General features: G+C 64.3%; 27 protein-coding genes. 26 read left to right on the top strand and 1 reads right to left on the bottom strand.

Annotated elements, in window-relative coordinates; translation table 11 throughout:
* The first annotated feature begins 94 nt into the window (after positions 1-94).
* From GB927_RS00600 to GB927_RS00530, 15 genes are all read left to right on the top strand, one after another.
* On the top strand, positions 95-739 hold the full coding sequence (locus GB927_RS00600) for a bifunctional 4-hydroxy-2-oxoglutarate aldolase/2-dehydro-3-deoxy-phosphogluconate aldolase (RefSeq protein ID WP_256114550.1): 645 nt from the start codon (positions 95-97) through the stop codon (positions 737-739).
* 57 nt (positions 740-796) lie between these two features.
* The gene (locus GB927_RS00595) at positions 797-1,630 is read left to right on the top strand and encodes an SDR family oxidoreductase (protein ID WP_256114549.1); all 834 of its coding nucleotides are present in this window, start codon (positions 797-799) and stop codon (positions 1,628-1,630) included.
* 4 nt (positions 1,631-1,634) lie between these two features.
* Positions 1,635-2,693, top strand: a complete 1,059-nt coding sequence (locus GB927_RS00590; protein WP_256114548.1) for a zinc-dependent dehydrogenase — start codon at positions 1,635-1,637, stop codon at positions 2,691-2,693.
* Positions 2,690-3,739, top strand: coding sequence for a galactitol-1-phosphate 5-dehydrogenase (locus tag GB927_RS00585; RefSeq protein ID WP_256114547.1), 1,050 nt, complete (start codon positions 2,690-2,692; stop codon positions 3,737-3,739). Before GB927_RS00590 ends, GB927_RS00585 begins: the two co-directional genes overlap by 4 nt.
* A gap of 19 nt (positions 3,740-3,758) precedes the next feature.
* Entirely contained in the window at positions 3,759-5,258 is a 1,500-nt protein-coding gene (gene glpK, locus GB927_RS00580; RefSeq protein ID WP_256114546.1) for a glycerol kinase GlpK, read from the top strand.
* A gap of 12 nt (positions 5,259-5,270) precedes the next feature.
* Positions 5,271-6,218, top strand: coding sequence for a shikimate dehydrogenase family protein (locus GB927_RS00575; protein WP_256114545.1), 948 nt, complete (start codon positions 5,271-5,273; stop codon positions 6,216-6,218).
* A 12-nt stretch (positions 6,219-6,230) separates the two neighbouring features.
* Positions 6,231-6,803, top strand: a complete 573-nt coding sequence (locus tag GB927_RS00570) for a glucose-6-phosphate isomerase (protein WP_256114544.1) — start codon at positions 6,231-6,233, stop codon at positions 6,801-6,803.
* 13 nt (positions 6,804-6,816) lie between these two features.
* Positions 6,817-7,740 carry a phosphoglycerate dehydrogenase gene (locus GB927_RS00565; protein ID WP_256114543.1) on the top strand — a complete coding sequence of 308 codons (924 nt, stop codon included), beginning with the start codon at positions 6,817-6,819 and terminating at the stop codon, positions 7,738-7,740.
* Positions 7,737-9,059: an arsenate reductase/protein-tyrosine-phosphatase family protein gene (locus tag GB927_RS00560; RefSeq protein WP_256114542.1), complete on the top strand. Its 1,323-nt coding sequence runs from the start codon at positions 7,737-7,739 to the stop codon at positions 9,057-9,059. Before GB927_RS00565 ends, GB927_RS00560 begins: the two co-directional genes overlap by 4 nt.
* Before the next feature lie 3 nt (positions 9,060-9,062).
* Positions 9,063-9,848, top strand: a complete 786-nt coding sequence (locus tag GB927_RS00555) for an SDR family NAD(P)-dependent oxidoreductase (protein WP_256114541.1) — start codon at positions 9,063-9,065, stop codon at positions 9,846-9,848.
* A 10-nt stretch (positions 9,849-9,858) separates the two neighbouring features.
* Positions 9,859-10,737: a sugar phosphate isomerase/epimerase family protein gene (locus GB927_RS00550; protein WP_256114540.1), complete on the top strand. Its 879-nt coding sequence runs from the start codon at positions 9,859-9,861 to the stop codon at positions 10,735-10,737.
* Between the two features lie 71 nt (positions 10,738-10,808).
* Positions 10,809-11,708, top strand: a complete 900-nt coding sequence (locus GB927_RS00545; RefSeq protein WP_256114539.1) for a MurR/RpiR family transcriptional regulator — start codon at positions 10,809-10,811, stop codon at positions 11,706-11,708.
* A 10-nt stretch (positions 11,709-11,718) separates the two neighbouring features.
* The gene (locus GB927_RS00540) at positions 11,719-12,525 is read left to right on the top strand and encodes an inositol monophosphatase family protein (protein WP_256114538.1); all 807 of its coding nucleotides are present in this window, start codon (positions 11,719-11,721) and stop codon (positions 12,523-12,525) included.
* 115 nt (positions 12,526-12,640) lie between these two features.
* A complete protein-coding gene (locus GB927_RS00535; protein WP_256114537.1) occupies positions 12,641-13,648 on the top strand; it encodes an amidohydrolase family protein in 1,008 nt (335 codons plus the stop codon).
* Positions 13,648-13,944, top strand: coding sequence for a NifU family protein (locus GB927_RS00530; protein WP_256114535.1), 297 nt, complete (start codon positions 13,648-13,650; stop codon positions 13,942-13,944). Before GB927_RS00535 ends, GB927_RS00530 begins: the two co-directional genes overlap by 1 nt.
* A 74-nt stretch (positions 13,945-14,018) precedes the next feature.
* On the opposite strand, the gene GB927_RS00525 is transcribed toward GB927_RS00530, so the two are convergent.
* Entirely contained in the window at positions 14,019-15,083 is a 1,065-nt protein-coding gene (locus GB927_RS00525) for an SDR family oxidoreductase (protein ID WP_256114534.1), read from the bottom strand.
* Between the two features lie 112 nt (positions 15,084-15,195).
* Between GB927_RS00525 and GB927_RS00520 the strand changes: the two genes are divergently transcribed.
* The 11 genes from GB927_RS00520 (at position 15,196) to GB927_RS00470 (ending at position 25,935) form a co-directional block, all read left to right on the top strand.
* Positions 15,196-16,098 carry a LysR family transcriptional regulator gene (locus GB927_RS00520; protein ID WP_256114533.1) on the top strand — a complete coding sequence of 301 codons (903 nt, stop codon included), beginning with the start codon at positions 15,196-15,198 and terminating at the stop codon, positions 16,096-16,098.
* 169 nt (positions 16,099-16,267) lie between these two features.
* Positions 16,268-17,206, top strand: coding sequence for a LysR family transcriptional regulator (locus GB927_RS00515; protein ID WP_256114532.1), 939 nt, complete (start codon positions 16,268-16,270; stop codon positions 17,204-17,206).
* A gap of 171 nt (positions 17,207-17,377) precedes the next feature.
* Positions 17,378-18,160, top strand: coding sequence for an SDR family NAD(P)-dependent oxidoreductase (locus tag GB927_RS00510; RefSeq protein ID WP_256114531.1), 783 nt, complete (start codon positions 17,378-17,380; stop codon positions 18,158-18,160).
* Between the two features lie 19 nt (positions 18,161-18,179).
* A complete protein-coding gene (locus GB927_RS00505; RefSeq protein ID WP_256114529.1) occupies positions 18,180-19,334 on the top strand; it encodes an ABC transporter ATP-binding protein in 1,155 nt (384 codons plus the stop codon).
* A gap of 47 nt (positions 19,335-19,381) precedes the next feature.
* Positions 19,382-20,806, top strand: coding sequence for an ABC transporter substrate-binding protein (locus GB927_RS00500; protein ID WP_256114528.1), 1,425 nt, complete (start codon positions 19,382-19,384; stop codon positions 20,804-20,806).
* 78 nt (positions 20,807-20,884) lie between these two features.
* Positions 20,885-21,850, top strand: a complete 966-nt coding sequence (locus GB927_RS00495; protein ID WP_256114526.1) for a carbohydrate ABC transporter permease — start codon at positions 20,885-20,887, stop codon at positions 21,848-21,850.
* 11 nt (positions 21,851-21,861) lie between these two features.
* A complete protein-coding gene (locus tag GB927_RS00490) occupies positions 21,862-22,719 on the top strand; it encodes a carbohydrate ABC transporter permease (RefSeq protein ID WP_256114525.1) in 858 nt (285 codons plus the stop codon).
* A 30-nt stretch (positions 22,720-22,749) separates the two neighbouring features.
* Entirely contained in the window at positions 22,750-23,895 is a 1,146-nt protein-coding gene (locus GB927_RS00485) for an ABC transporter ATP-binding protein (protein WP_256114524.1), read from the top strand.
* 1 nt (position 23,896) lies between these two features.
* Positions 23,897-24,142, top strand: coding sequence for a hypothetical protein (locus tag GB927_RS00480; protein WP_256114523.1), 246 nt, complete (start codon positions 23,897-23,899; stop codon positions 24,140-24,142).
* A gap of 13 nt (positions 24,143-24,155) precedes the next feature.
* On the top strand, positions 24,156-25,133 hold the full coding sequence (locus GB927_RS00475) for an ABC transporter ATP-binding protein (RefSeq protein ID WP_256114521.1): 978 nt from the start codon (positions 24,156-24,158) through the stop codon (positions 25,131-25,133).
* A 13-nt stretch (positions 25,134-25,146) separates the two neighbouring features.
* Complete coding sequence (locus tag GB927_RS00470) at positions 25,147-25,935, top strand: SDR family NAD(P)-dependent oxidoreductase (RefSeq protein WP_256114520.1); 789 nt, start codon at positions 25,147-25,149, stop codon at positions 25,933-25,935.
* Positions 25,936-25,941: the final 6 nt, after the last annotated feature.

Genomic DNA, 25,941 nt, shown 5'->3' with positions numbered 1-25,941 from the left:
GTGCAAAAAATAAAAATCATTTTTTTTGATGTTGCACAATAACGAATTTCATTCTATCTGTTGGTCACGGTAGGAAATTCGATGGGAGGGGAACATGGGTTTGACCGGAGCGGAGGTGGTGAAGCGGATTGCGGCGGCACGCATCCTGCCTGTCGTTGTGCTGGAGCGGGCCGAAGATGCGGCTCCGCTGGCGCGTGCCCTGGTCGATGGCGGGTTGCCCGTCGCCGAGGTGACGTTCCGGACGGCAGCGGCGGCGGAATCGCTGCGCCGCATCCGCGCCGAGGTTCCCGACATGTTGCTCGGTGCCGGCACGGTTTTGACGGGCGAGCAGCTCGACATGGCCGCGGAAGCCGGCGCGCAATTCATCGTCACACCGGGTTTCAATCCGGCCATTGTCACGGCGGCGCAGGCGCTTGGCCTGCCGATCGTGCCCGGCATCAACAACCCGACCGGCGTCGAGCAGGCCATGTCCTTCGGGCTCGAAGCGGTCAAATTCTTTCCGGCCGAGCCGAGCGGCGGCGTGCCCTTCCTCAAGGCGCTGACGGGGCCTTATCCGGCCATGCGCTTCGTGCCGACCGGCGGCATCGGGGCTGCGAACCTCGCGAATTACCTCGCGCTTCCCGCCGTGCTCGCCTGCGGCGGTTCCTGGATGGTGGACGCGAAGCTCATCCGGGAAGGGCGCTTTGACGAGATTTCCCGGCTCACGGCGGAGGCGGTCGCTCTCGCCCGCACGGCCTGAAACGGTTTCATCGAAAATCTGGACACGCCTCGATCGGGGCACAAAACGGAGGTTCCAATGCCCAGCAATACCCTGTCGGAGGGGCTGTCCCTCAAAGGGAAATCCTGCATCATCACCGGTGCAGCATCCGGGATCGGCGAAGCCGTTGCCCGCATCTATGCCCAGAACGGCGCCAAGGTCGCCATGATCGATTTCGACCGGGAGCGCCTGACGCGCATCGCCGGCGAGATCGAGGCCGACGGCGGCACGGTTCTGCCGATCTATGCCGATGTCTGCGAAGAGGAGACGGTTCGCGCCTTCTTCAAGCAGGTCAACGACACCCTCGGCTCGGTCGATGTGGTGGTCAACTCCGCCGGCCGCGACAGCCTCGCCCCGCCGGTCACTCGCGTGACGCTGGAAGAGTGGAACAAGACGATCGGCCCAAACCTGACCGCCGTCTTCCTCTGCTGCCGCGAAGCCTTCCTCTATATGGAAAAGCAGGCCGAGGGCGGGCGCATCATCAATATGGGCTCCTCCTCGACCCGCGTCGCCTCCGGCCCCGGCCACAGCCCCTACCGCGCCTCCAAGCACGGCATGCTGGGCTTTTCGAAGAACATCCTGCTCGAAGGCAAGGACAAGAAGATCGGCGTCACCGTGCTCAACCCCAGCCACGTCAAGACGCCGATGACCGAGATCATCGACAAGGGCCTCTACGACGGCGACCTCGAAGCCTATGTCGACGGCTGGCTCGACGAGAAGGAAATCAAGGAAGGCATCCATGCCTCCTGCATCGACGTCGACAACGTCGCCTGGCTCGCCCTCTACGTCGCGACCCGCACGCCCGACGTCACCATCCCGACCATCTCGCTCTACCCCACCCACAAGGCGCACCGCTACGGGATGGAGGTGTAAGCCGATGAAGGCCGCCGTGTATCAGGGCAGGGGCCGGATCGCGCTCGAAGAGCGCCCGCGCCCCGTGCCGCAGGACGACGAGGTTCTGATCCGCGTCTTCGCAGCCTCGATCTGCGGCACGGACCTGAAGGTCATCCGCGGCGGCCATTTTCGGGTCGGGGAAAACGACACGCGGGTGCTCGGCCATGAGCTTGCCGGCGAAATCGTCGAAGTGGGCCGGCATGTCGGGCATTGGAAGAAGGGGCAGCGAGTTTCCGCGGTGCCGAACATCGGTTGTGGCCATTGCGAGATGTGCCGTCGCGGGCTCAACAATATGTGCCCCGATTACGAGGCCTTCGGCATCGATATCGACGGCGGCTTCCAGCAATATATGACCGTCACCGCCAAGGCGCTCTATGGCGGCAACCTCTTCGAGATCCCCGCCGGCATGAGCTACGAGGAGGCCTCGCTGGTCGAGCCGCTGTCCTGCTGCTTCAATGCCTGGAAGGACCTTGTGGTGACGCCCGAGGACCGCGTCCTCATTCTCGGCACCGGTCCGATCGCCGGCCTGTTCCTGCAACTGGCGAAGGCCTATGGCGCAAGGCAGGTCATCGTGGTCGGCCGGCGGGCGGAACGGCTCGAAGAGATCGCCCCGCAGGGCGCGACGGATACGGTGGATTCCAGCCGGGTCGACGTGGTGGAGGAAGTGCTGCGCCTGACGGGCGGTCGCGGCGTCGATGTCGCGCTGACCTGCGCCCCGGCGCCGGAATTGCAAGTCCAGGCGATGGCCTGCCTCGCGCGTCTCGGCCGCATGAACGTCTTCTCCGGCCTCAACAAGGGCACCAAGGTCGAGCTCGACACCAACAAGGTGCACTATTGGGGCCTGAAGCTGCTGGGCTCGACCGGGTCGAGCGTCGAGGATTACGCCCGGGCGCTGAAGCTGGTGGAGACCGGCAAGATCCGCGTCACCGACATCGTCACTCATCGCTTCGGCATGGCCGATGCGGTCGCCGCCTTCGACCATGCACTTTCGGGCAAGGGCATGAAGACCATCATCTACCCTCAGGAGGAGAGCCTGCGATGAAGGCGGCCGTTTTGCATGCGCCCGGGGATCTGCGCGTCGAGGACGTGCCCGTGCCGGATATCGGCCCGGACGAGGTTCTCATCGAGGTGAAGGCCGCCGGTATCTGCGGCTCGGATATCGGCCGCGTCATGGTGACGGGCACCTATCGTTTCCCGACCATTCCCGGCCACGAATTTGCCGGCCGGGTGGAGCGGGTCGGCGCCGCGGTCTCGCATCTCAAGTCGGGCGACCGCGTGGCTGTCGCGCCGCTGATGCCCTGCCGCAAATGCCAATGGTGCGAGGCGGGAAAATTCCAGCTTTGCGACGATTACGATTTCGTCGGCTCGCGCAGCGACGGCGCCTTTGCGCAATATCTCTGCGCGCCGGCCACCAACGTGCTGAAGGTGCCCGACAACGTATCCTACGAGGTCGCCGCGACGATCGAACCGGCGGCGATCATCCTGCATGGCATCCACAAGCTGGATCTCAAGCTCGGTGATGCGGTGGCAGTGGTCGGCTGCGGCGCGCTCGGCTATTTTGCCTTGCAGTTCGCGAGGCTTTCCGGCGCCCGTCCGCTGATCGCCATCGATGTGGACGACGACAAGCTGGAACTGGCGAAAAGCATCGGCGCCGACCTCTGCCTCAACCCGACGCGCGACGACGTGCTGGCCCGGGTGCACGAGGCGACCGGCGGCCGCGGCGTCGCCGTGTCGCTGGAATGCGCGGGGTCCGCGCCGGGGCGGGATCTTTCGATCATGGTCGCGGCCAAGCAGGGCGCGGTCATGCTCTATGGCACCGCCTATGGCGACGTCACCTTCGCGGAAAAGGCCTTTGCGAAGATCGTGCGCGAGGAATTGCAGGTGGTCGGCTCGTGGAATTCCTATTCCCTGCCGTTTCCCGGCAAGGAATGGTTTGACATCATCGGATTGCTTGGCGACGGCCGCTTGACGGTCGAGCCGCTGATTACCCACCGGGCGACGCTTGAGGAGGCGCCGTCCATTTTCAAGGCACTGAAGGACCGCAGCTTCGGCAGGTATCACAAGATCCTGTTCAAGCCGAACGATTGACGATGCGGGGGAGGAAGACATGGTTGAGCGTTATGTCATGGCACTGGACGAGGGAACGTCCAGTGCGAGGGCCATCCTTTTCGATCGAGGCGGCAACATCGTCTCGCTCGCACAGCGCGAGTTCCGCCAGATCTATCCGCGGCCCGGCTGGGTGGAGCACGATGCCAACGAGATCTGGGCCACCCAGCTTTCCGTCGCCCGCGAGGTAATGCAGAATATCGGCATCTCCGCCGCCGAGATCGCCGCCATCGGCATCACCAACCAGCGCGAGACCTGCCTGATCTGGGACCGCAAGACCGGCGTGCCGCTGCACCACGCCCTCGTCTGGCAGGACCGCCGCACCGCCGGCATCTGCGACCAGCTGAAGGCGCGCGGGCTCGAACCCTATGTGAAGGAGAATACCGGCCTCGTCATCGACGCCTATTTCTCCGGCACCAAGCTTGCCTGGCTGCTCGACAACACGCCCGGCGCCCGCCGTCGCGCCGAACGCGGGGAACTCGCCGCCGGCACCATCGATACCTGGCTGATCTGGAACCTCACCGGCGGCCGCGCCCATGTGACGGACGCCTCCAACGCCTCGCGCACGCTGCTTTTCAACATCCGCACCGGCGATTGGGACGAGCGCCTGCTTGCTGAAATCAACGTGCCCCGCGCGATCCTGCCCGAGGTGCGCGATTCCTCCGATGTCTATGGCCTCACCGACCCCGACCTTTTCGGCGGCGAAATCCCCGTCGCCTCCTCGATCGGTGACCAGCAGGGCGCGCTGTTCGGCCAATCCTGCTTCCACACCGGCATGGTCAAGGCGACCTATGGCACCGGCGGCACGCTCTTGATGAACACCGGCAGCCAGATCCGCACGTCCGACAACGGCCTGCTGACCACGGTCGCCTGGCGGCTCGGCGGCAAGCTCGAATATGCGCTGGAGGGCACGTTGTTTTCCGTCGGCTCGGTGGTGCAGTGGCTGCGCGACGAGTTGAAGATCATCCACAGTGCTTCCGAGACGGAAGCGGCGGCGATGGACGTGCCGGACACCAACGGCGTCTACATCGTGCCGGCCTTCACCGGGCTTTCCGCGCCGTTCTGGGATCAATATGCCCGCGGCACCATCGTCGGCATCACCCGCGGCGCCAACCGCAACCATCTCATCCGCGCCTCGCTGGAATCCATGGCCTACCAGATCCGCGACGTCATCGACCGCATGGAGGCCGATTCCGGCATCGCGCTGGCGGAACTGAAGGTGGATGGCGGTGCTGCGATGAACAACTTCGTTCTGCAATTCCAGGCCGACCAGCTCGGCGTGCGCGTGCTGCGGCCCAAGGTCATCGACACGACGGCGCGGGGGGCTGCTTTCCTCGCCGGCTTGGCGGTCGGCTACTGGAAGGACCAGGCCGAACTTCACACCGCCTTCGCCCTCGACAAGGCGTTCGAGCCGACCGTCGAACGCGCGATCGCCGACACGCTCTATCGCGGCTGGTGCCGCACCGTGGACCGGTCGCGCGACTGGGCCGAACACGACTAGGAAACGTTCGTCATGACCTACACACCAGCAAGCCGGCGCACGATGTATTTCATCGGCGTGACCACCGGGAAATCCTCGATCATGAAGGTCTTCCCGGCCTGGTCGGCGCATCTCGGCCTCGATGCCGAGATGAAGGGCATCGACTTCGAGCCCAATTCGGAGCCATCGACCTATCGCGGCGCAGTGGATTTCATCAAGCACGACCCGCTGTCGCTTGGCGCGCTGGTGACCACCCACAAGGTCAACCTGCTCAAGGCCTCGCGCGATCTCTTCGACGACCTCGACCCCTATGCCGAAACCCTGCACGAGATCAGCTCGATCTCCAAGCGCGGCACGCGTCTCGCCGGCCATGCCAAGGACCCGATCACCGCCGGCGCCAGCTTCGAAGCCATTGCCCCGGAAGGGCATTGGGCCAAAACGGGCGCGACGCTCTGCATTCTCGGCGCCGGCGGCTCCTCGCTCGCCCTCTCGCTCTACCTGCACAACAAGAAGCGCGCCGGCGGCGACACGCCGCAACGCATCGTCGTGACCGCGCGGCGCGAGGCTTCGCTGGCCGAGATGCGCCACGTTCACGAAGACATCGGCTTTGCCATCCCCATCGAGTATCGTCTTGCGCCGACGCCCGCAGAGGCCGACGCGGTGGTGGCCGACCTGCTGCCGGGCTCCATGGTGGTCAACGCCACCGGCCTCGGCAAGGACGGGCCGGGCTCGCCGCTGACGGACGCGGTCCAGTTCCCGCAGGACGGGCTCGTCTGGGAATTCAACTATCGCGGCGACCTCGTCTTCCTCGACCAGGCACGCGCCGCAGCCGCAGATCGCAACCTCACGGTTCATGATGGATGGGTCTACTTCATCCACGGCTGGACCCGCGTCATCGCGGAAGTTTTCGACATCGACATCCCTATGTCCGGGCCGGCCTTCGACGAACTGAGCCGCATCGCCCGCGACGCCACCGCCTGAAAGGAACAGGACATGACCGTTTTGCCAAGCCTGCATGAGTTCAACCTCAACAACGGCCTTAGCTCCACCCGTGAGCCGATCCGCCGCACGCTCTCCAAGATGAAGGGCATGTTCCACGACGAGGCCGCCTTCGACGCGCAGCTCGCCAGGGGCGACAGCCTGCTCTACGAATTCTACGACATGGGCGTTCCCGACAGCGAGAAGGACGTCGCCTACGGCACATCGATCACCTATCCCGGCAAGGTGGGCGACGAATACCATATGACCAAGGGTCATTTTCACACCGTCATCGACACCGCTGAGGTCTACTACTGCCTGCGCGGCCACGGCTACATGATGATGGAGACGCCGGAAGGCGAGACGCAGTGGCTGGAATTCCTGCCCGGCAAGGCGGTTTACGTGCCCGGCCGCTGGGCGCACCGCTCGATCAACGTGCACCCGACCGAGCCGCTCGTCACCTTCTTCGCCTTTCCCGGCAATGCCGGCCACGACTATGGCACGATCGAGAGCAAGGGGTTTCGCAAGCTGATGGTCGAGCGCGACGGCAAGCCGACCGTCATCGACAATCCCCGCTGGAACGGCTGAGCGGACGAGGCCGATGACCGGTAAGATCGCCGTCACGCCCCGCTCGCTCTCCGGCGCGGGCCATCCCGTCCTGTCGCGGCTCGTGGAGCAGGGTTTTGAAATCGTCTATCCCGCGCCGGGCAAGATGCCGTCGGAGGAGGACCTGCTGCGCAGCATTCCGGGCTGCGTCGGCTGGCTTGCCGGCGTCGAGCCGATCAGCCTGCGCGTGCTCGATGCGGCAAGTGGCCTCCGGGTTATCAGCCGCAACGGCACGGGCGTCGACAATATCGACATTTTCGAAGCCGAAGCGCGCGGGATCACGGTGGAGCGGGCGATGGGGGCGAACGCCCGCGGCGTGGCCGAGCTTGCCATCGGCCTGCTGCTCGCCGCCTCGCGCCATATCCCCTGGTCGCACCAGCATCTGAGCAAGGGGGAATGGCGCCGGCGCATCGGCTGCGAGGTGAAGGGGCGCACGCTCGCCGTCATCGGCTGCGGCGCGATCGGCCGCGAAGTCGCCGACATGGCGCTCGGCGTCGGCATGGAGGTTGTCGGTTACGACCCCTATCCCGACGCGGCCTTCGTGCGGCCGGGCTTCCGCTATATCGGCCTGGAAGAGGCGCTTTGCGGGGCGGATGCCGTGAGTTTCCATTGCCCGCCCGGCGAAAGGCCCATGCTCGATGTCGCGATGTTTTCCCGCATGCGCAAGGGCGTCATCGTCGTCAACACGGCGCGGGCGGAACTCATCGATGACGGCGCCATGCTGGCGGCGCTCGAAAGCGGACAGGTCTCCACGCTGGCGACCGATGTCTTCCACCAGGAACCGCCCTCGGCCTCCGCGCTGCTCAGCCACGAGCGGGTCATCCTGACGCCCCATGCCGGCGGCTTCACCGAGGAAAGCGTCGACCGCGCCACCAGTGTCGCCGTCGACAATCTTTTGAAGAACCTGGTGTGCCCATGAGCATCCTGGAGACCCGCCCCCTTGCCAGCGTCGATCGCCTTGAACCGGGCGAGGGCGCAACGCTGGCCTGGCTGGGGCAGGCGGGTTTCCTGATCGCTCAGGGCGGATTGCGCATCGTCATCGATGCCTACCTTTCGGATTCCCTTGCGGAAAAATACCACGGCACACGCTTTCCGCATACGCGCATGACACCGCCGGTCATCGCGCCCGGCAATCTCACCGGCATAGACTGGCTGCTCTGCACCCATGGCCACACGGACCATATGGACCCCGGGACGATCCCGGCCCTGCTGGCCGCCAATCCCGCTGCGCGTGTCCTCGCCCCGCGGGCGGAACGGGCGCGCGCCATCGAACGCGGCGTGGCGGAGGACCGGCTCGTGCTGGTCGATGCCGGGGAAAGCATCGACCTCGGCGGCGTGATGGCGACCGCCACGCCTGCGGCGCACGAGGACCTGCGCAAGACGGAGCACGGCCATCTGTTTCTCGGCTACGTGCTCACCGGCGGTGGCGTGACGCTCTGGCATTCCGGCGATACGATTCCGTTTCCCGGCCTTGCGGAATGGCTGATGCCTTTTCGCGTCGATCTCGCCCTGCTGCCGGTCAACGGGCGCGATGCGGAGCGCGCGGCGAACGGCGTGCCCGGCAATCTCACGCTGGAAGAAGCGGTGGCCCTTGCCGACGAAATCGGCGCGCGCGCGATGCTCGGCCATCATTTTGGGCTTTTCGATTTCAACACGCTCGATCCCGTCGATGGCGCACGGCGTCTGGCCACCCTCGCGTCGCAGGCGGATGTGGGCCTCGTCGAGACCGGCACGGCTTATCATGTTGCCCCGGTCGCTCGTCTGCCCTTGTCCGTCCTGATCGTCTGCCGCGGCAATATCTGCCGCTCACCGACCGCCGACGGTATCCTGCGCGCCGCCTTGCCGGAGCATCGCATCGACAGCGCGGCCATCATGGACTGGAACGTCGGCAAACCGCCGCATGGCGAAACGACCGCGGTGGCGGCGGGTCGCGGCATCCGCCTCGATACGCTTGTGGCGCGCCAGATCCGAAAGACAGACTTCGAGGAATTCGACTTGATCCTCGGCATGGACGACCACAACATGGCGGCGATCCACGCCCTGCGGCCCAAGACAAGCCGGGCGCGGATCGGACGGCTCGGCGCCTTTTCGGCGCCCGGCGAGGAAACCAGCATCATCGACCCGTGGGGCGAACCCCGCGCGACCTTCGAGGCCGTCTTCGACCAGATCAAGACGGCCTGCGACAGGCTTGCGCAATTCGCCCGCGCGGGCAGCACGACAAACAGGGAGAGGAAATAGAACATGGATTTCGGGATCAACGGCAAGATCGCCATCGTCACCGGCGGCGCCACGGGCATCGGCTATGCCATCGCCAAGACATTTCATGATGAGGGCGCCGTCGTCGTCATTAACGGTCGCGACCAGGCCAAGCTCGACAAGGCCTGCGCCTCGATCGGCCCGCGCGCCCATGGCGTCGTCGCCGACCTGCTGACGCCCGAGGGCGCGACAACGCTTGCAGACTTTGCCGGCAGGCTCGGCCCGGTCTCCTTTCTCGTCAACAATATCGGCGTCTTCGACGTCAACGATTTCTTCGAGGTCAGCGACGAGCGCTGGCGGGAATATTTCGAGCACAACCTGATGACGGCGATCCGCATCTCGCGCATCGTGCTGAAGGACATGCTGGCGCGCAACGACGGCAGCATCGTCTTCATCTCTTCCGAAGCGGCGATCCGCTCCATCGGCAACATGATCCCCTATTCGACGACGAAGACGGCGATGCTCGGCCTCAGCCGCTCGCTCGCCGAATTGACGCGCGGCACCAATGTGCGGGTGAACAGCTACATGCCCGGCAGCACCGCGACGGAATCGGTGGAGACTTATTTCGCCGACCTCGCCGCCCAGCAGGGCAAGACCGTGGAACAGGCGCTCGCCGATTTCTACCGCGACGTCCAGCCGTCCAACCTCACGCAGAAACTGATCGACCCGGCCATGCACGGGCGCGGCGTCGTGCAGTTGATGACGAACAGCGCGATGAACGGCGTCTGCCACCGCGCAGACGGCGGCACCATCCGCTCCATCTTCGGCTGAGGAACACGACATGAGCGGAAAACTCGGCATTCACAGCCTGGTCTTCACCGATGACTGGTCGCCCGCAGCAGCAGAGGCGAGCTGCCGCGCCGCCGCCGAAATCGGTTTCGAGCTGATCGAGGTGCTGCTGTTCGATCCGGCCGCGCTCGACATTCCGTTGACAAGGCGGGTGGCGCGGGAGGCGGGGCTGGACCTCCGCCTCGGCATGGCGCTCGGGCCGGATACCGATATCGCCTCCAACGATCCGGAGGTGGCGCGCCGCGGTGAAGCCAGCGTCGCCCGCTGCCTGGAGATCGCCGCGGAACTGGAGGCACCGGCCGTCTCCGGCATCACCTATGCCGCCTTCGCCAATTATGCGGCGCCGGCAACAAAAGCCCAGCGCGCGCAGGTCGCGGCAAGCCTTGCCCGCCTCGATCGGCGCGCCGGCGAACTCGGCGTGCGCCTGGGCCTCGAACCGGTCAATCGCTACGAGAGCTACCTCGTCAACACGCTGGACGAAGCGGCTGACCTGATCCGCGCCTCCGGCGGCTCCAACCTCTTCATCCACATGGATACGTTCCATATGAATATCGAGGAGGGAGACATCGCGGCCGCCATCCATCGCAATGCCGCGCTGCTCGGCTACGCCCATGTCGCCGACAGCAACCGCGGGCTGCTTGGCGGCGGGCATTTCGATGTGCTCGGCTATTGCCGCGCGCTGGAATCGGCCGGCTATCGCGGCGATCTCACCGTTGAGGCGTTTTCCTCCAAAATGCTCGGCGAGGGGCTGGTCGGCGGCGTGCGGCTGTGGCGGGAGGCGTGGCAGGATTCGCTGGCAGCGGCGCGGGCGGCCTATGATGTCTTGCGCGTGGCGCGGGAAAGTGCGCGGGCCGGGTGCACTGTCTGGTAACAAAAAGGAATTTCATTTTCCCCTCGTTGCAAGCTATAGAATTGCGACGATGCAACGGGAGTGATGGTCCGATGGACAGTTCAGCGGACAACAGGCAATCCATCCTCATGCGGATTCGCTGGAAGGCGGGCTACATGAACCCGGCCTTGCGCCGCATCGCGGACCGGGTGCTGAAAGCGCCGGAAGAGATCAAGTCGATCTCCATCAAGGATCTCGCTCTGCAATGCGACGTCTCGGAATCGACCGTCACCCGCTTCGTGCGCGAGATCGAGGTTCCGAGTTTCCAGCAGTTCAAGATCCTCATCGCCGAGGAATTGTCGCAGGGCACCGCAACGGCCCAGCCGCCCTCCGAACGCCACGTCTATGAGGACATCACCGCCGAAGACGACGTCGGCTCTGTGTTGTCGAAGGTTGCCGCGCGTTATGCGATGACGGTCTCCGACACGCGGGCGGGGCTGGCGGAAAGCGAACTGGAGCGCGCGGTCGCGGCGATCGAGGAGGCTGATGTGCTCGGCTTCTTCGCCATGGGGGCCTCGCTGATCTGCGTGGAAAACGCGCTGCTGCGCTTCATGCGGGTGGGCAAGCGCTGCCTGTTCTTCCGCGACCTCGGCATAAGACAGATCTCCACCTCGACGCTCGGACCGAAATCACTCGCCATCGGCGTCTCCAATTCCGGGCGCACCATCTCGACGGTCGACAGCCTCCAGCAGGCGAAATTGCAGGGCGCGACGACGCTTGCCATCACATCCTTCCCGGATTCGCCGATCGTCCGCCACGCCGACATCTGCCTGTTCACGCCGACGATTACCGGCGTCGTCGGGCCGGGCGAATACCACGAATCCATGGTGTCGAAGATCGCGCAGCTCCAGGTCATTGACGTGCTCTATTCGCTCTACGCCGTGCGCAATTTCGGCCGCGCCATCGAGGGCCTGGAAAAGACCTCCGACGTCACCGCCCTTACCCGTTATTGAAGGAAATCCGATGTCCGACACCGCATTTGCCGCGCGGCTGAAGCCGCGCCTGGCCGTTGCCGACCGCGCCGCGCGCGAAGCCGGCCGCCTGCTGCTCGCCCATTACGGCCGCCGCGAGGGGCTCGCCATCGAGCAGAAGGGGCTGAACGATTTCGTCTCCAACGCCGACCGCGAGGCGGAAGACGCGATCGCCGCCATTCTGACGCCGGCCTTCCCTGGGGATGGTTTTCTGGGCGAGGAGACGGGTGCTTCCGCGGTCGAGGGCGCAGAGTTCATCTGGTGCGTCGATCCGCTTGATGGCACCACGAATTTTCTGAAGGGCGCGCATAACTGGTGCGTGTCCATCGGCCTCTGGTGGAAGGGTGAGCCGGTTCTCGGCGTGATCTACGATCCGCTGCGCGACGAGCTGTTTGCCGGCGCCGAAGGCATTCCATCCTCGATCAACGGCGTGCCGATCGCGGTCAGCACCATCGACAGCATCGACCGGACACGGCTTGGCATCGGCCATAACCACCGTGTTCCGCCGGCCGTCTTTGCCGCCGATGCCGAGCGCCTCCTGTCGGCCGGCGGCAGTTTTTCGCAGGTCGGCGCGGGTGCGCTCATGCTGGCCTACGTGTCGGCCGGACGGGTGGATGGCTATTTCGAGCGCCACATGTGGGCCTGGGATGCAGTTGCTGGTCTTGCCCTCATCAAGGCGGCCGGCGGACGTTTTGCGCCCTATCCGTCCGGTGAGACATCGCTTGCCGCAGGCGGCCTTGTGCTGGCGAGCGGGACGAGCCTGTTCGGCGCGCTTTCCGACCTTTTCGCCATTGCCTGAAGGCAGTCTTCCGATAATCCGAAGACCGGCACTCTTCTCTCCATGGTATTGATCCGACTGGCTTTTCAAGCCAGCCACGGCGCTCGCGCGCCTTCGGATCGATGGGAGAGACTTCATGAAGGACGGAATGTTTGTCTTTGATGCGGCGGTGCATTGCCAGGATTTCAGCGATGGCCAGATCAAGGACGGAAGCGATGGCAGGCGGGTGCGCATCCTGCGCGAACAGCTGACCGGGTTCATCAACCTGACGGGTCGCCGCGGGCCGCCGCCGGAACCGGAAACCTTTTCCGACCCGGATCTCGATTGGGGCGTCGACATGCTGTTCGGCAAGGCCGACACGGACATGGCCTGCGCTTGTTCGGTGCCGCTGTTTTCCCACTGGCGCGCCGGCCTCGGCCCCGTCGAACTCAGCCATGCGCTGGCCCAGAAGGACCCGGCCCGCATCGTGCTGACCGGCGGCGTCGATCCGGTCTATCACGGCCTCGGCCCGGCGCTGAAGGAGATGGAGCGGCAGGTGCATGAACTCGGCGCGGTCAGCTTCAAATTCTACCAGTACCAGTCGCGCGGTTGCGCCTGGCGCGCCGACGACCGCGACATCGCCTATCCGCTCTGGGAAAAGGCGATGAAACTCGGCATCAAGATGGTGCAATTCCACAAGGGGTTTCCGCTGGAACTCGGCCCCGTCGAGGCCTTCAAGCCCAACGACCTGCAATATGCGGCGGCCGATTTTCCGGAGCTGAATTTCGGCATCCACCACCTCGGCGATCCCTATGTCGACGAGACGATCTCCATCGCCAGCCGCTTTGAGAACGTCTATCTGATCCTGCCGCTATGGTTCAACCAGTACTATCTTCAGCCCTACAAGATGCTCCAGCGTCTGGGGGAAGCGCTGCTTTATGTCGGCTCGGACCGCATCTGCTATGGCTCGGAAGCGTTCATCTGGCCGCATGTGCAGACCTATATCGACACGCTCGCCAACCTCGTCATGCCGGATGAGCTTCAGGACAAATACGGTTATCCCGAAATCACCCGCGAGATGAAGGAGAACATTCTTGGCAAGGCCTTCGCCCGCGGCATGGGTATCGACTTGGAGGCCAAGAAGCGCGAACTGGGGCTCGTCTGATGATCGATCTTCACGCCCTTGAAGCCGCGCTCGACCGGGCGCGGCCGCTGGTTCTCGGCCATGGCGGCGATATCGAGATTACCGACATCACCAGGGAGGGCGTCGTGCATGTCGCCCTCTCGGGTGCCTGCCGTGCCTGTCCCAACCTCGCCATGACCTTCGTCGGCCCGGTGCGAAGCTATCTCATGGCTGTCCCCGGCGTGTCGGAGGTGCGTTGCGAGCAAGTGAAGGCCGGGCCGCGTGCGCTGTCGCGGCTGGCGAACCTGCTGCACGCGCATCCTTACCCCGTCGCCTGATCGCAGAATTCATCCATGCAGAAAAGCCCGGAGGATTGGATCCTCCGGGCTCTTTCGTACGCGCGTTTTATTGATCAGGGAATGATCCGCTCGGCGCGCAGCCGGTCGAAGACGTCGATGAAGGACTGTTCGGTGTCCTGGAAATCGGCAAAACCCAGCGCGCGGCTTTTCGCCATGGAGTGCAGGCATTCCATCGGGCGGCCGAGGTCGAGGTCGGTGTGCCACGGCGAGGCAAGGCGGTCGAGCGGGTTCGGCTGCAAACCGTGTTCTGCGACGAGCCTCTCCCATTGCGGGCCGAGCGTGCTCATGCGCTCCGTCAGCGAATTGTATTCACCGGGATAGGCCGCTTCCACGCCAAAATAGTCGGCGATGCGCTGCCACAGTTGCTCCCAGCGGAAGACGTCGCCGTTGGTGGCGTTGAAGGCTTCGTTGCGGGCGTTGGGCTCGGTGGAGGCCCAGACGATGTGTTTTGCGAGCAGGCGCGCATCGGTGATGTCGTTGATGCCGTGATAGGCGGTCGGCGTGCCGGGGAAGACGAAGGGCGCGCCGGTCGCCTTGCAGATCGAGGCATAGGTGGCGAGCGTCGCACCGATGTTCATGAGATTGCCGACGGCATAGCCGATGATCGTGTGCGAGCGGTGCACCGACCAGCCGAAACCATGGCGCGCGGCATAATCCATCGCGATGTCTTCCAGCTCGTAATAGAAGTTCTTCTTTTCCAGCCGCGGGGCGTCCTCCCGGAAAGGCGTCACCGGCGTCACTTTGCCGTAGTCCTCGAAGGGGCCGAGATAGTGCTTGGTTCCGGTGACGACCGCGACGTGCTCGACGGTGCCCGCCGCCGCCAAGCCGTCCAGCAGGGTGCGCAGCATGCCGCCGTTGAGGCGGATGTTTTCGTCCTCGTTGCGGCCGAGCGTCCATGTGCAATAATAGACATGGGTGGGCTTGAGCTCGCCGAGCGTCTTGAGCGCCGCTTCGCGGTCGAGCAGGTCGACGGCGATCGAGCGCATGTAGGATGCGCCGGCCGGTGGTCGGCGGCTGAGGCCGGTGATCTCCCACCCGCCGCTATCTTGCAGGTGTTCGGCCACATTGAGCCCGACAATGCCGGTGGCGCCGGCGATGAGTGCCCGCTTCTGATACATGCTGATGTCTCCTCCATAATGTTCGACCTCGTGTCTGTCATTTCTCGCTTGTGCCGAAAAGCGGAGCACTGGCATAAGTGAGGTGACAAAGGTTCATGAATGGAGACGGATCATGGCCGGCAGGATTTCCGAGATCGAGGTCTTCGTGAAAGTGGTGGAGACGGGCAGCTTCACCGCGGCTGCCGATGCGCTGCATCTGTCTCCATCCGCCGTCAGCAAGATCATCGCCCGCATCGAGACGCGGCTCGGCCTGCCGCTCGCCGTGCGCTCGACGCGCAAGCTGCGGCTGACCTCGGAGGGCGAGGATTATTTTGCCCGCGGCAAGCAGATCCTCAAGGATATTTCCAGCCTGGAGCGCGGCGTGAAGGAGAGTGCCGGCCAGGTCGGCGGCGTGCTGCGTGTCAGTTGCAACGTGCCCTTCGGGCTGCATTGCGTGTCGCCGCTGGTGCCCGGTTTCCTGGAGACCTATCCCGAGATCAGCCTGGAATTTTCGCTTTCCGACAGCACCACCGACCTCATCGGTGATGGCATCGACGTGGCGATCCGCACCGGGGTTTTGACGGATTCCACCATTCGCGCCCGGCGGATCGTCGCGTCGCCACGCAGGGTGGTGGCCTCGCCCGCCTATCTCGATAAACACGGCATCCCGGCCGAGCCGCGCGACCTGCTGGAGCACAATTGCCTGACGCTGGGCTTCAGCCGTAGCTACGGCAAATGGCCGTTCCGCATCGAGCAGGACGGCATTCCCACCCAACTCGATCTTGCGGTAAAGGGCAATCTCAGCCTGGACAATGGCGAGAGCCTGCGGCGGTTCGCGCTGGATGGCGTGGGGCTGGCGCGCCTGTCCGAGTTCCATATCGGCCAGGACCTTAAGACGGGGCGGCTCGTCGCGGTGCTCGATACCTATAATCCGGGCGATCGCGAGCCGGTCTCGATCATCTATGCGGACCAGTCGCCGCTTGCCCCGCGCATCCGAGCTTTCATCGATTATCTGGCCCGGCATATCGTCGCTTAGGATTTGTGACGAAACGTACAGGATCAAATGACCAATCTTCACCGCACCTGGCCGGGCTGTGGTGTTACTTCTTGGATCAGAGGTTCCGCCTGCCCTGAAGGAGGGCGCCCCGCTGCGGGCGCCGGGCATCGGAACCGCCAGGCAGACATGCCTGACAGGAGGATCCGGAATGAATGGTTTGGCCGATCTCAGGATGTTTTCGGAAATCGCCCGCTCGCAGAGCATGGCAAGCGCCGCCAATCGCCTCGGCATGGCGCCGGCGACGATCAGCGGACGGTTGAAGGCGCTGGAGGATCATTACGGCGTGGCGCTGGTGCGGCGCACGACGCGCTCCCTGCTGCTGACGGAGGAGGGCAAGCTGCTGCTGGAGCGGGCAAGGCCGGTGCTGTCGGGCTTTGCCGATCTGGAGCGTGATATGGGTGGCAGGCGCACGGCCGTCTCGGGCGGCCTCGTGCTCTCCTGTGCTGCCGATATCAGCCGCGTACAGCTTCTCTCGTTGGTGCGCAGCTTTTCGCGCGCCCATCCTGACCTGCAATTTTCGCTGCGCTTCGATCCGCCGGGCAGCCTGCATGAAATTCCTTTCGATGCGGCGCTGCGGGTCGGGCCGGTGCGGGATTCGAACCTGACGATCCGGAAATTGTTTTCGATGGAAACGGTGACGTGCGCGGCGCCCGCCTATCTGGCGGAACACGGCGTTCCCGCTCGCCCGGCTGACCTCTGTCGCCATGAATGCCTGCGGCTCGACGGTTCCGGGTTTGCCGGCAATGACTGGGCCTTTCGCGAGGGCGCGGGCACCGTTTCGGTCGGCGGGCGTTTCCGGGCGAGTGATCCCGCGACGCTGAAAAACTTTGCGGTTCAAGGCCTTGGTATCCTGCGCACGGCATTGGCCGATGTCGAAACGGAACTGGCTTCCGGCCTTCTGGTGCCGGTGCTCGGTGCATTTGAGCCGGAGCCGCAGACGGTCTGCCTGCTCAGCGACAGCCGGCGCCGGTTGCCGGCCAGGACGTCGGAGTTCATCGATTTCGCCCAGGCCCATGTCCGTGCCCCGCTTGGCGTGCGGGGAAATCTGGCGATGCCGTCGCAGGGCAGTCTCTGTGAAATAGTGTAAAATTTATTTTCTTGCAAAAGTTATGAAAAGAAATTAGTTCTATCGGCCGAGGCAAGTTCCCTCCGGCCGACGGGGCTGGCGGCCGGGTAGGCCGGATGGAGGGAATGGGCGGACCGCCTGGAGGGGTGGTGCGCCGGGGTTGATCCCCGATTGCCATGGGAGGTTTGGGCAATGGATTATGGTCTGAAAGGCAAGCATGTGCTGGTCACCGGCGGCGCCACGGGCATCGGTCTCGCGGTGGCCGAGGCCTTCGTCGCCGAGGGCGCAAGGGCGACGGTCAGCGGGCTTGCCGAGGCGGAAGTTGCCGATGCGGTCGCGAAGCTCGGCCCCGAGGCGCGCGGCATGGCCTGCGACCTCACCGTCACCGGCGAGGACCTGCGTCTCGCCGATTTCGCGCGGGCCGCAGCGCCCGTGGATTTCCTTATCAACTCCGTCGGCATTTTCGAAGTGCGGCCCTTCTTCGAGACGCGCGACGAGGACTGGTTCCGCTTCTTCGACGTCAACGTGATGACGGGCGTGCGCATGTCGCGGCTGCTGTTGCAGGACATGCTGGCGCGCGGTGAGGGCTCCATCGTCTTCATCAGCAGCGAGAGCGCGGTGAAGCCGCAGGCCTGGATGCCGCATTACGGCGCCATGAAGGCCTGCCTTCTCGGTGTTTCGCGGGCGCTGGCGGAACTCACCCAGGGCACGCGCGTGCGCGTCAACACCATCCTGCCCGGGCCGACCGACACCTTGGCCGTGCGGCGCTACCACGAACAGATCGCCCGCGAAAAAGGCGTCACCCGCGAGCAGGTGGTCGCCGACTATTTCGACGAGACCGAGCCGACCTCGCTCATCCGCCGGATGATCGCGCCGGAAGAGGTTGCCGCCAGCGTGGTGCACCTTGCGGCATCGCCGGCGCTGAACGGCATGGCGATGCGGGCCGAAGGCGGCACCATTCGCGCAATTCTTTGATCTTCAACCGGAAAAGACAATGGCTGACCTTCAGATCGACAACCTGGCAAAGACATTCAAGGGCGGCTTCGAAGCGGTGCGCGGCATCTCGCTCGATGTGGCCGACCGCGAGGCGGTGTTTCTGCTCGGTCCGTCCGGGGCAGGCAAGACCACCACGCTGCGCCTCGTCGCCGGGCTTGAGGAGGCGGGCGCAGGCCGCATCATGATTGGCGGCCGCGACGTGACGCAATGGACACCGCGCGAGCGCAACCTCGCCATGGTCTACGACAAACACTCGCTGTTTCCGCATCTGAGCGTCTTCGAAAACCTCGCCTATCCGCTGCGCATCCGGAAGATGGCGGAGGCCGAGATCCGCCGCCATATCGCCGGCGTCGCGGAGACGTTGCAGATCGAGAAGCTCTTGGAACGCCGGCCGAACCAGCTCTCCGGCGGCCAGATGCAGCGTGTCGCCATCGGCCGGGCGCTGGTGCGCGATGCGGATGTCTTCCTGCTCGACGAGCCGATCTCCCATCTCGATGCAAAACTGCGCGCCCGCATGCGTGTCGAGTTCAAGCGGCTCCAGCGCGAGTTCAAGGCGACGATGCTCTATGTCTCGCACGACCAGCTCGAAGCGATGACCATGGCCGACCGGATCGTGCTGATCAACAAGGGCCGCATCGAGCAGATCGCGGCCCCGCAGGATCTCTTCGACCGGCCGGAAACGCTGTTTGCCGCGACCTTTGTCGGCGAGCCGCCGATGAATGTCATGAAAGCGGTGATTTCCGAGGCCAATGGCTGCCATTCGCTGCGCGTCGGCGACGCCTATATCGAAGTCGACCATGACTGGATGCAGGACGGCGAGGCGGTAAAACCCGGCGGGAATTATTTGCTGGGGCTGCGCCCGCAGCAGCTTCACCTCTGCCCGCCGGATACGGCGCATCCCTGCCGCGTGCAGGGCACGGTTTTTGCCGTGGAGACGCTGGGCTCGCGGGTGGTCTTCGATATCGAGGTGGAAGGGCAGGTGATCCGCGCCATGACCACGCTCGATGCCGCGCTGAAATATCCGCGCGCGATCGGTGCGGCAATCGCGTTCCGCATCGATCCCGACTTCATCTACCTGTTCGACGCCGATAGCGGCCGTACCGTGCGCCAGGCCCGCTTCACCCGACAAAAGCCGGCACGACTGCACGCCTGACCGGCGTGGCGACGGATACGCATGCACCATCAACTGAGGAGGAGAGAATGAACATCGTGAAATTGAGTGCCGCAACGGCGGCCGGGCTGTCGCTATTGATGCTGGCCCTTCCGACCCATGCGCAGACGGAGGCGCAGAAGGCACTTTCGGGCAAGACCGTGCACTTCCTCGCCCCGTCCATGCCGCAGTTTGCGGCGCTGGCAAAGTTCTTCCCGGAATTCGAGGAGAAATACGGCATCAAGGTCGTCGTCGACGAGGTGCCGTTTGAAAACTACCGGCAGAAATCGCTGGTGGAAATGCAGCAGGGCACGGGCACCTACGACTTCTTCGCGGTCGACGTGATGTGGCTGGCCGAATATGCCGCGGCCGGCTTCCTCGAACCGCTGATGCCCTATGTCAAGAATGCCGACCTGACGGATGCCGACTACGACATCGACGACTTCCTGCCGCGCGTCATCAGCGGCACGGGCGTTTTCAACGACACGCTCTATACGCTGCCGATCGGCGCAGGCCCCGTCGGCACGACCTTCCGCGCGGACGTGGCGGAGAAGGCGGGCTTCAAGCTGCCGGAACGCTTCTCGCCGGAATTCACCACGAAATACATGTATGACGCCGCCAAGAAGGTGAACAATCCCGAATCCAACATGATCGGCTTTGCCAACATTCCGGGCCGCTGGTTCTGGGGTGTCACCTACCTGCCGTATCTCTTCGCCTACCAGACGCCCGAGACCAAGGGCGACGAATATGTCGACAAGGACTGGAAGATCACCATCAACAACGAGCGCACCGTCGCCTCGATCGACTACTTCCTGAGCCTCAAGGAATTCATGCCGGCCGACAGCGCAAACTGGGGCATCGGCGAGGCGACCGCCGTCTACCAGGCGGGCAATGCCTTCGGCACCTGGAACTATCAGGACTTCGTCAAGGGCTTCTTCGAGGATCCCGAAACGCAGGCCAAGGTCGCGGGCAAGAACGTGCACCTGCACACGCCGGCCGGCCCCGATGGCGTGATCGACCCGTGGTTCGGCGCCTGGTCGCTCGGCGTTTCCAAGGACTCCAAGAACAAGGAAGCCGCCTGGACCTTCATGCAGTGGGTGACCTCGAAGGACGTTCAGGCCCGCGCCACCCAGTATGGTGCCGGCCCGTCGCGCCACTCGACCTACAAGAGCGAAACGCTTGCGAAATATCAGCCCTGGTGGCCGGGCGTCTACGAATTCATGCTGAAGGAGACCAATCCCGACGAGCGCGTGCGCGTGCCGGAATGGGCCGAAATCTCAGACATCATGGGCGAAGAGGGCAACCGCGTGTGGATCGGCGAGATCGACAGCAAGACGGCCGCCGCCAACATGGAAAAGCGCATGACCGACGCCATGCGCAAGGGCGGCTACTACATTCCCGGCCGCAACGACCTGCCGAAGCAGCAGTGGCGTGATCTGACCTACTACGATCGCCTGCCGTCCGAGTGGAACTGATCTCCTGAGGGCGCCCGGGCGTGATTTCACGCCCGGGTGCCGGCTGCCTCTCCAACCGCAATTCAAAGGGACTGAGACATGTCGATCTCGGAACGCACCACAACAGCCCCGCCGATGGCGCTTAGCCATAGGGGCATCCTGTCCCGTTTCGGCCCTTCGAACCGAGCGGTCTTCCCCTGGGTGCTGATGGCGCCGACGCTGATCATCCTGTTCGCCATCGGCATCTATCCGTTTCTCTACTCGCTTTACATCGCGAGCCACAACGTCATCCTGTCCAAGCCGTACCTGCCGCGCATCTTCGTCGGGCTCTACCAGTACCAGGCGCTGATCCAGGATCCGGAATTCTGGCATGCGCTGCGCAAGACGCTGCTGTTCACGGTGCAGGCGGTGTTCATCGAATTCTGGCTCGGCCTCGGGCTGGCGCTGCTCTTCCAGCGGCAACTGGCCGGCATCGCCTTCATGCGCGTCTTCATCCTCATTCCGATGATCCTGCCGCCCTTGGTAGCGGCCCTCATCTGGCGCTACATGTTCTATCCCGGCGCCGGCCTGATGACCTATTATGTCGGCGGCATTACCAAGGCCCTCGGCTTCGGCGAAATCCCGTTCCTGTCCGACCCGACGATCGCCTTCCAGACACTGGTTTTCGTCGACGTTTGGGAATGGACGCCGTTCATGTTCCTGATGCTGTCGGCCGGCCTCGCCTCCATTCCGCGCCAGCCCTATGAGGCGGCGGAGATCGACGGCGCCAGCTCCTGGCGGGTGTTCTGGACCATCACCATGCCGCTGCTGCGGCCCGCGATCCTGATCGCCGTCGTCATCCGCACCATGGATGCCTTCCGCACCTACGAGCTGATCGTGATCATGACCCGCGGCGGACCGGGCAACGCCACCACCACCATGAATGTCTTCCTGACGAAGACCGGCCTCGAATTCTTCGATGCATCGAAGGCTGCGGCCCTGTCGCTGATCATGATGATGATCATCATCGTGATGAGCTTCGTGTTCATCCGCGTCTTCCGGTCCAAGACCGAAGTGGCCGAGTAAGGAGAGCCGCCATGAAGCAGCCAACCTACAATATGGAATCGCCCGCAGCGCCGCTGGTGCAGCGCAACTGGTGGGTCTACCTGGTGCTCATCCTCGTCTGCCTGGTCAATTTCGTGCCCTATCTATGGGTGGTCATGACCGGCTTCATGGACGGCGCTTCGGCATCCTCCGCCACGCCCGCCTGGTTCTTCACGCCCTCCCTCGAAGCGTTCCATTACCTGATCGTCGAGAAGGGCATCATGAAGAACTTCTTCAACAGCGTGATCGTCTCGCTCGCCTCGACCTTCTTTTCGGTGACGATAGGCATGTTCTGCGCCTATGCGCTGGCGCGTTACGATTTCACCGGGCGCGACGACGTCTCCTTCTGGGTGCTGACGAACCGCATGATGCCGCCGGTGGCGGTGCTCATCCCCATCTTCGTCACCTTCCAGACCGCCGGGCTGCTCGACACGCTGGCGGGCCTGGTCCTCCTCTACACGGCCATGCAGCTGCCCTTCGTGGTGTGGATGCTGACGGGTTACTTCCGCGACATTCCCCGCCGCTACGAGGAATCCGCCATGGTCGACGGCGATACGTGGTTTGCCGCCTTCCGCAAGGTCACGCTGCCGCTGATGATGCCGTCGATCACGGCGACCTCGATCTTCGTCATGATCCTGTCCTGGAACGAGTTCGCCTTCGCGACCTTCCTCACCAGCACGCAGGCGAAAACCATGCCGCCGGCGATCATGGCCTATTCGATCGGCGCGGACATCCGCTGGAACGTGCTCGGTGCCGCCGTCGTGCTGATCACCGCGCCGCTCATCCTCTTCGTGTTGCTGCTGCAACGCCAGCTGATCAGCGGCCTCTCGCAGGGCGTGGTGCGCAAATGACCTCTTTTTCCAACAGAATGGAACGCCATCATGGCTGATATCGAGATCCACAGTCTGATGAAGCAGTTCGGCGCGTTCAAGGCCGTCGACGACGTCAACATCACGGTGAACGATGGCGAATTCGTCTTCCTGCTCGGCCCCTCCGGCTGCGGCAAGACGACGACGCTTCGCATGATCGCCGGGCTTGAAATGCCGAGCAGCGGGCGCATCGCCATCGGCGGCCGCAACGTCACGTTTCTCCGGCCGCGCTACCGCAATGTCGGCATGGTTTTTCAGGACTACGGCCTCTACCGTCACCTGACGGTGTTCGGCAACATCGCCTATCCGCTGGAAGTTCGGCGGCTGGGTCGTGCAGAGATCGTCCAAAAGGTCGAGGCCGTCGCGCGCACCATGCAGATCACCGAGGTGCTGCAACGCAAGCCCGACCAGCTTTCGGCGGGCCAGCTCCAGCGCGTGGCGATCGCCCGCATGCTGGTGCGCGATGCCGACGTCTTCCTGATGGACGAGCCGATGTCGCATCTCGATGCCCAGCTTCGCGGGCAGATGCGCGCCGAGCTGCGCCATATCCAGAAGACCGTCGGCGTCACCACCATCTTCGTCACGCATGACCAGCTCGAAGCCATGACCATGGCCGACCGCATCATCGTGATGAAGGACGGCGAGATGCTGCAATTCGCCACCCCACGCGAAATCTTCGAGCGGCCGGCGACGGAGTTCGTCGCGACCTTCGTCGGCGAGCCGCAGATGAATATTCTGGACGCCCGCATCGCGCGCCTCGAAGGCAAAATCGTCGCGATGACCGAGCATTTCGCTGTGCCGCTCGATGCCGATTGGGTGGCGCGAAACCGTGTCGCGGACCTCGTCGACCAGCCGGTGCGTCTCGGTATCCGGCCGGAGCATATCGCGATCCGCGAAATGCCGGATGCCGATCACCGCATTGTCGCCGAGCTCTATTCCTTCGAGCCGACCGGCGCGGAAAATCTCTACGTGCTTCAATGCGGTTCCGTCATGGTGACGACCCGCAGCTCCACCACCGAAACGGCCCATCTCTCGAAGGACGAGGGCAGCGCACTTGCGGCCCGCTTCGATCCGAACTGGATCTACCTGTTCGATCCCGCGACCGGTCGCACCATCGCGCAGGCCGCCGGCAGCGACGTTTCGAGAGAGGATATCTGACATGAACCGGTCCAACGTCATCCTTCTCGTCATCCTGGCCTTGCTGCTCGGCTCCTGCACCGTCATGGCCGGCGATGTCTCGCACTGGCCGGCCTCGCTGATCGCCGTCATCGTCATCGTCTCGCTGAAACTCTGGAACGACCGCGCCAAACTTCTCGCCTGGCCGATGGAGTTCCTGCTGGCGGCGGGCGTGTCGATGATCGTCATCAATCTGGCCCGGCTCTACGTCACGCCGCTGCCCTATTGAGAAGGATGATCCCGTGACCAGCCCCGCCCTTGCCGTCACCGCGCTCTCCAAATCCTTCGGGGCCAAACGTGCCGTGGAGGACGCCACCTTCTCGGTGGCGCGGGGCGAGATCACCGGTTTTCTCGGCCCGAATGGGGCGGGAAAGACCACGGTGATGAACATGATCGTCGGGCTCACCGCGCCGGATGCCGGCGCGATCGAGCTGTTCGGCGTGCCGCAGGGCAGCCGCCAGCGGGACCTGCGGGTGCTGTTCGGTTACTTGCAGGAGAAGCCGCGGATCTATCCGGAGATGACCGCGCGGGCTTATCTCCGCTTCTTCGCCGATCTCTATGGCATTGCCGATGCAGGAAGCCGGGTGAAGGAGGTGATCGAACGCGTCGGCCTCACCGCCGCGGCCGACCGGCGGCTCGGCAATTTCTCCCGCGGCATGCAGCAGCGCGCCTGCCTTGCCCGCGTGATGCTGCACCGGCCGGAACTGCTCATCCTCGACGAACCGACGCTCGGCCTCGACCCGAACGGCGTCGCCGACATGCGCGCGATCTTTCGCGAGATGAAGGCGGAGGGCGTGACGCTGCTGTTTTCCTCCCACCAATTGGCGGAGATGGAGCGGGTCTGCGACAGCGTCGTCTTCATGCGCCAGGGCCGCGTTCTGGCGACAGGACGGCCGGGGGAGTTGCTTCCGTCTGGCCTCTCGGCGAGCAGCCTTCAGGTCGAACTCTATGAGACGGCGGCGCAATGCATTCAGGGTATTGCCGCGTTGCCGGGCGTGGCGCGGGCGCACCAGATCGGCCCGCACCGGCTGGAACTCGTGCTGCGCGGTTTGCCCGATGATGGGCGGGATGCGCGGGCGCATGCGGTCCGGCTGCTTTCGAGCGCAGGATACACCGTGCTCTCGGTCGATGCGGCCACGCCATCTCTCGAAGACATCTTTATCGGTTTGACCCGGCCGGAAAGCCTGGTCCGGCAGGAGCCCGCAGGGCTCGTTCATTGAAAGGAAAAAGACCATGGACCTCGGCTATCGCGACAGGCGCTGCCTGATTACCGCATCCACCGGCGGCCTCGGCCTGGCCATTGCGACGGCCATGGCACGCGAGGGCGCGACCGTGGTCATCAATGGCCGCAGCCAGGACACCATCTCGAAGGCCGTCGCGCGCATCCGGGCAGAGGTGCCGGAGGCGCGGCTGGAGCAGGCCGTCGGCAACTCCGGCACGAAGGAGGGCTGTGACGAACTCATCGCCAACTGCCCCGATGTCGACGTGCTGGTGGTCAATCTCGGCATTTACGAGGCCGTCGATATCTACAAGGCCGGCGACGACCGCTGGTATGCTCTGATCGAGGTTAACGTCATGAGCGGCGTGCGCCTCGCCCGGCACTACCTGCCGAAAATGCTGGCGCGCAACAGCGGCCGCGTCGTGTTCATGGCAAGCGAATCCGGCATCAATCCCGCGCCTGAAATGCCAGCCTACAGCGCCACGAAGACCATGCAGCTATCGCTTGCCCGTAACCTTGCCGAAACGACCAAGGGCACCGCCGTCACCGTGAATTCCGTGCTTCCCGGCCCATGCAGTACCGAAGGTGTGGCGGATCTCATCGCCGGCCTCTATCCCGGCGTTCCCACACCCGAGGCGGAGCGGCGCTTCGTGGCGGAAAACCGCCCGACCTCGCTGATCCAGCGCCTGTCGAAGCCGGAGGAGGTGGCCGATTTTGTCACCTTCCTCGGCAGCACGCGCACCGGCATCGTCAATGGTGCGGCGCTCAGGATCGACGGCGGCCTGATCCGCACCGTCATGTGACCGGCC

The organism is Shinella lacus (assembly GCF_010994755.1).
GTDB classification, from domain to species: Bacteria; Pseudomonadota; Alphaproteobacteria; order Rhizobiales; family Rhizobiaceae; genus Shinella; species Shinella lacus.
Note: the sequence above shows the minus strand (reverse complement) of the source record. Positions and strands in the feature narration are given on the sequence as shown.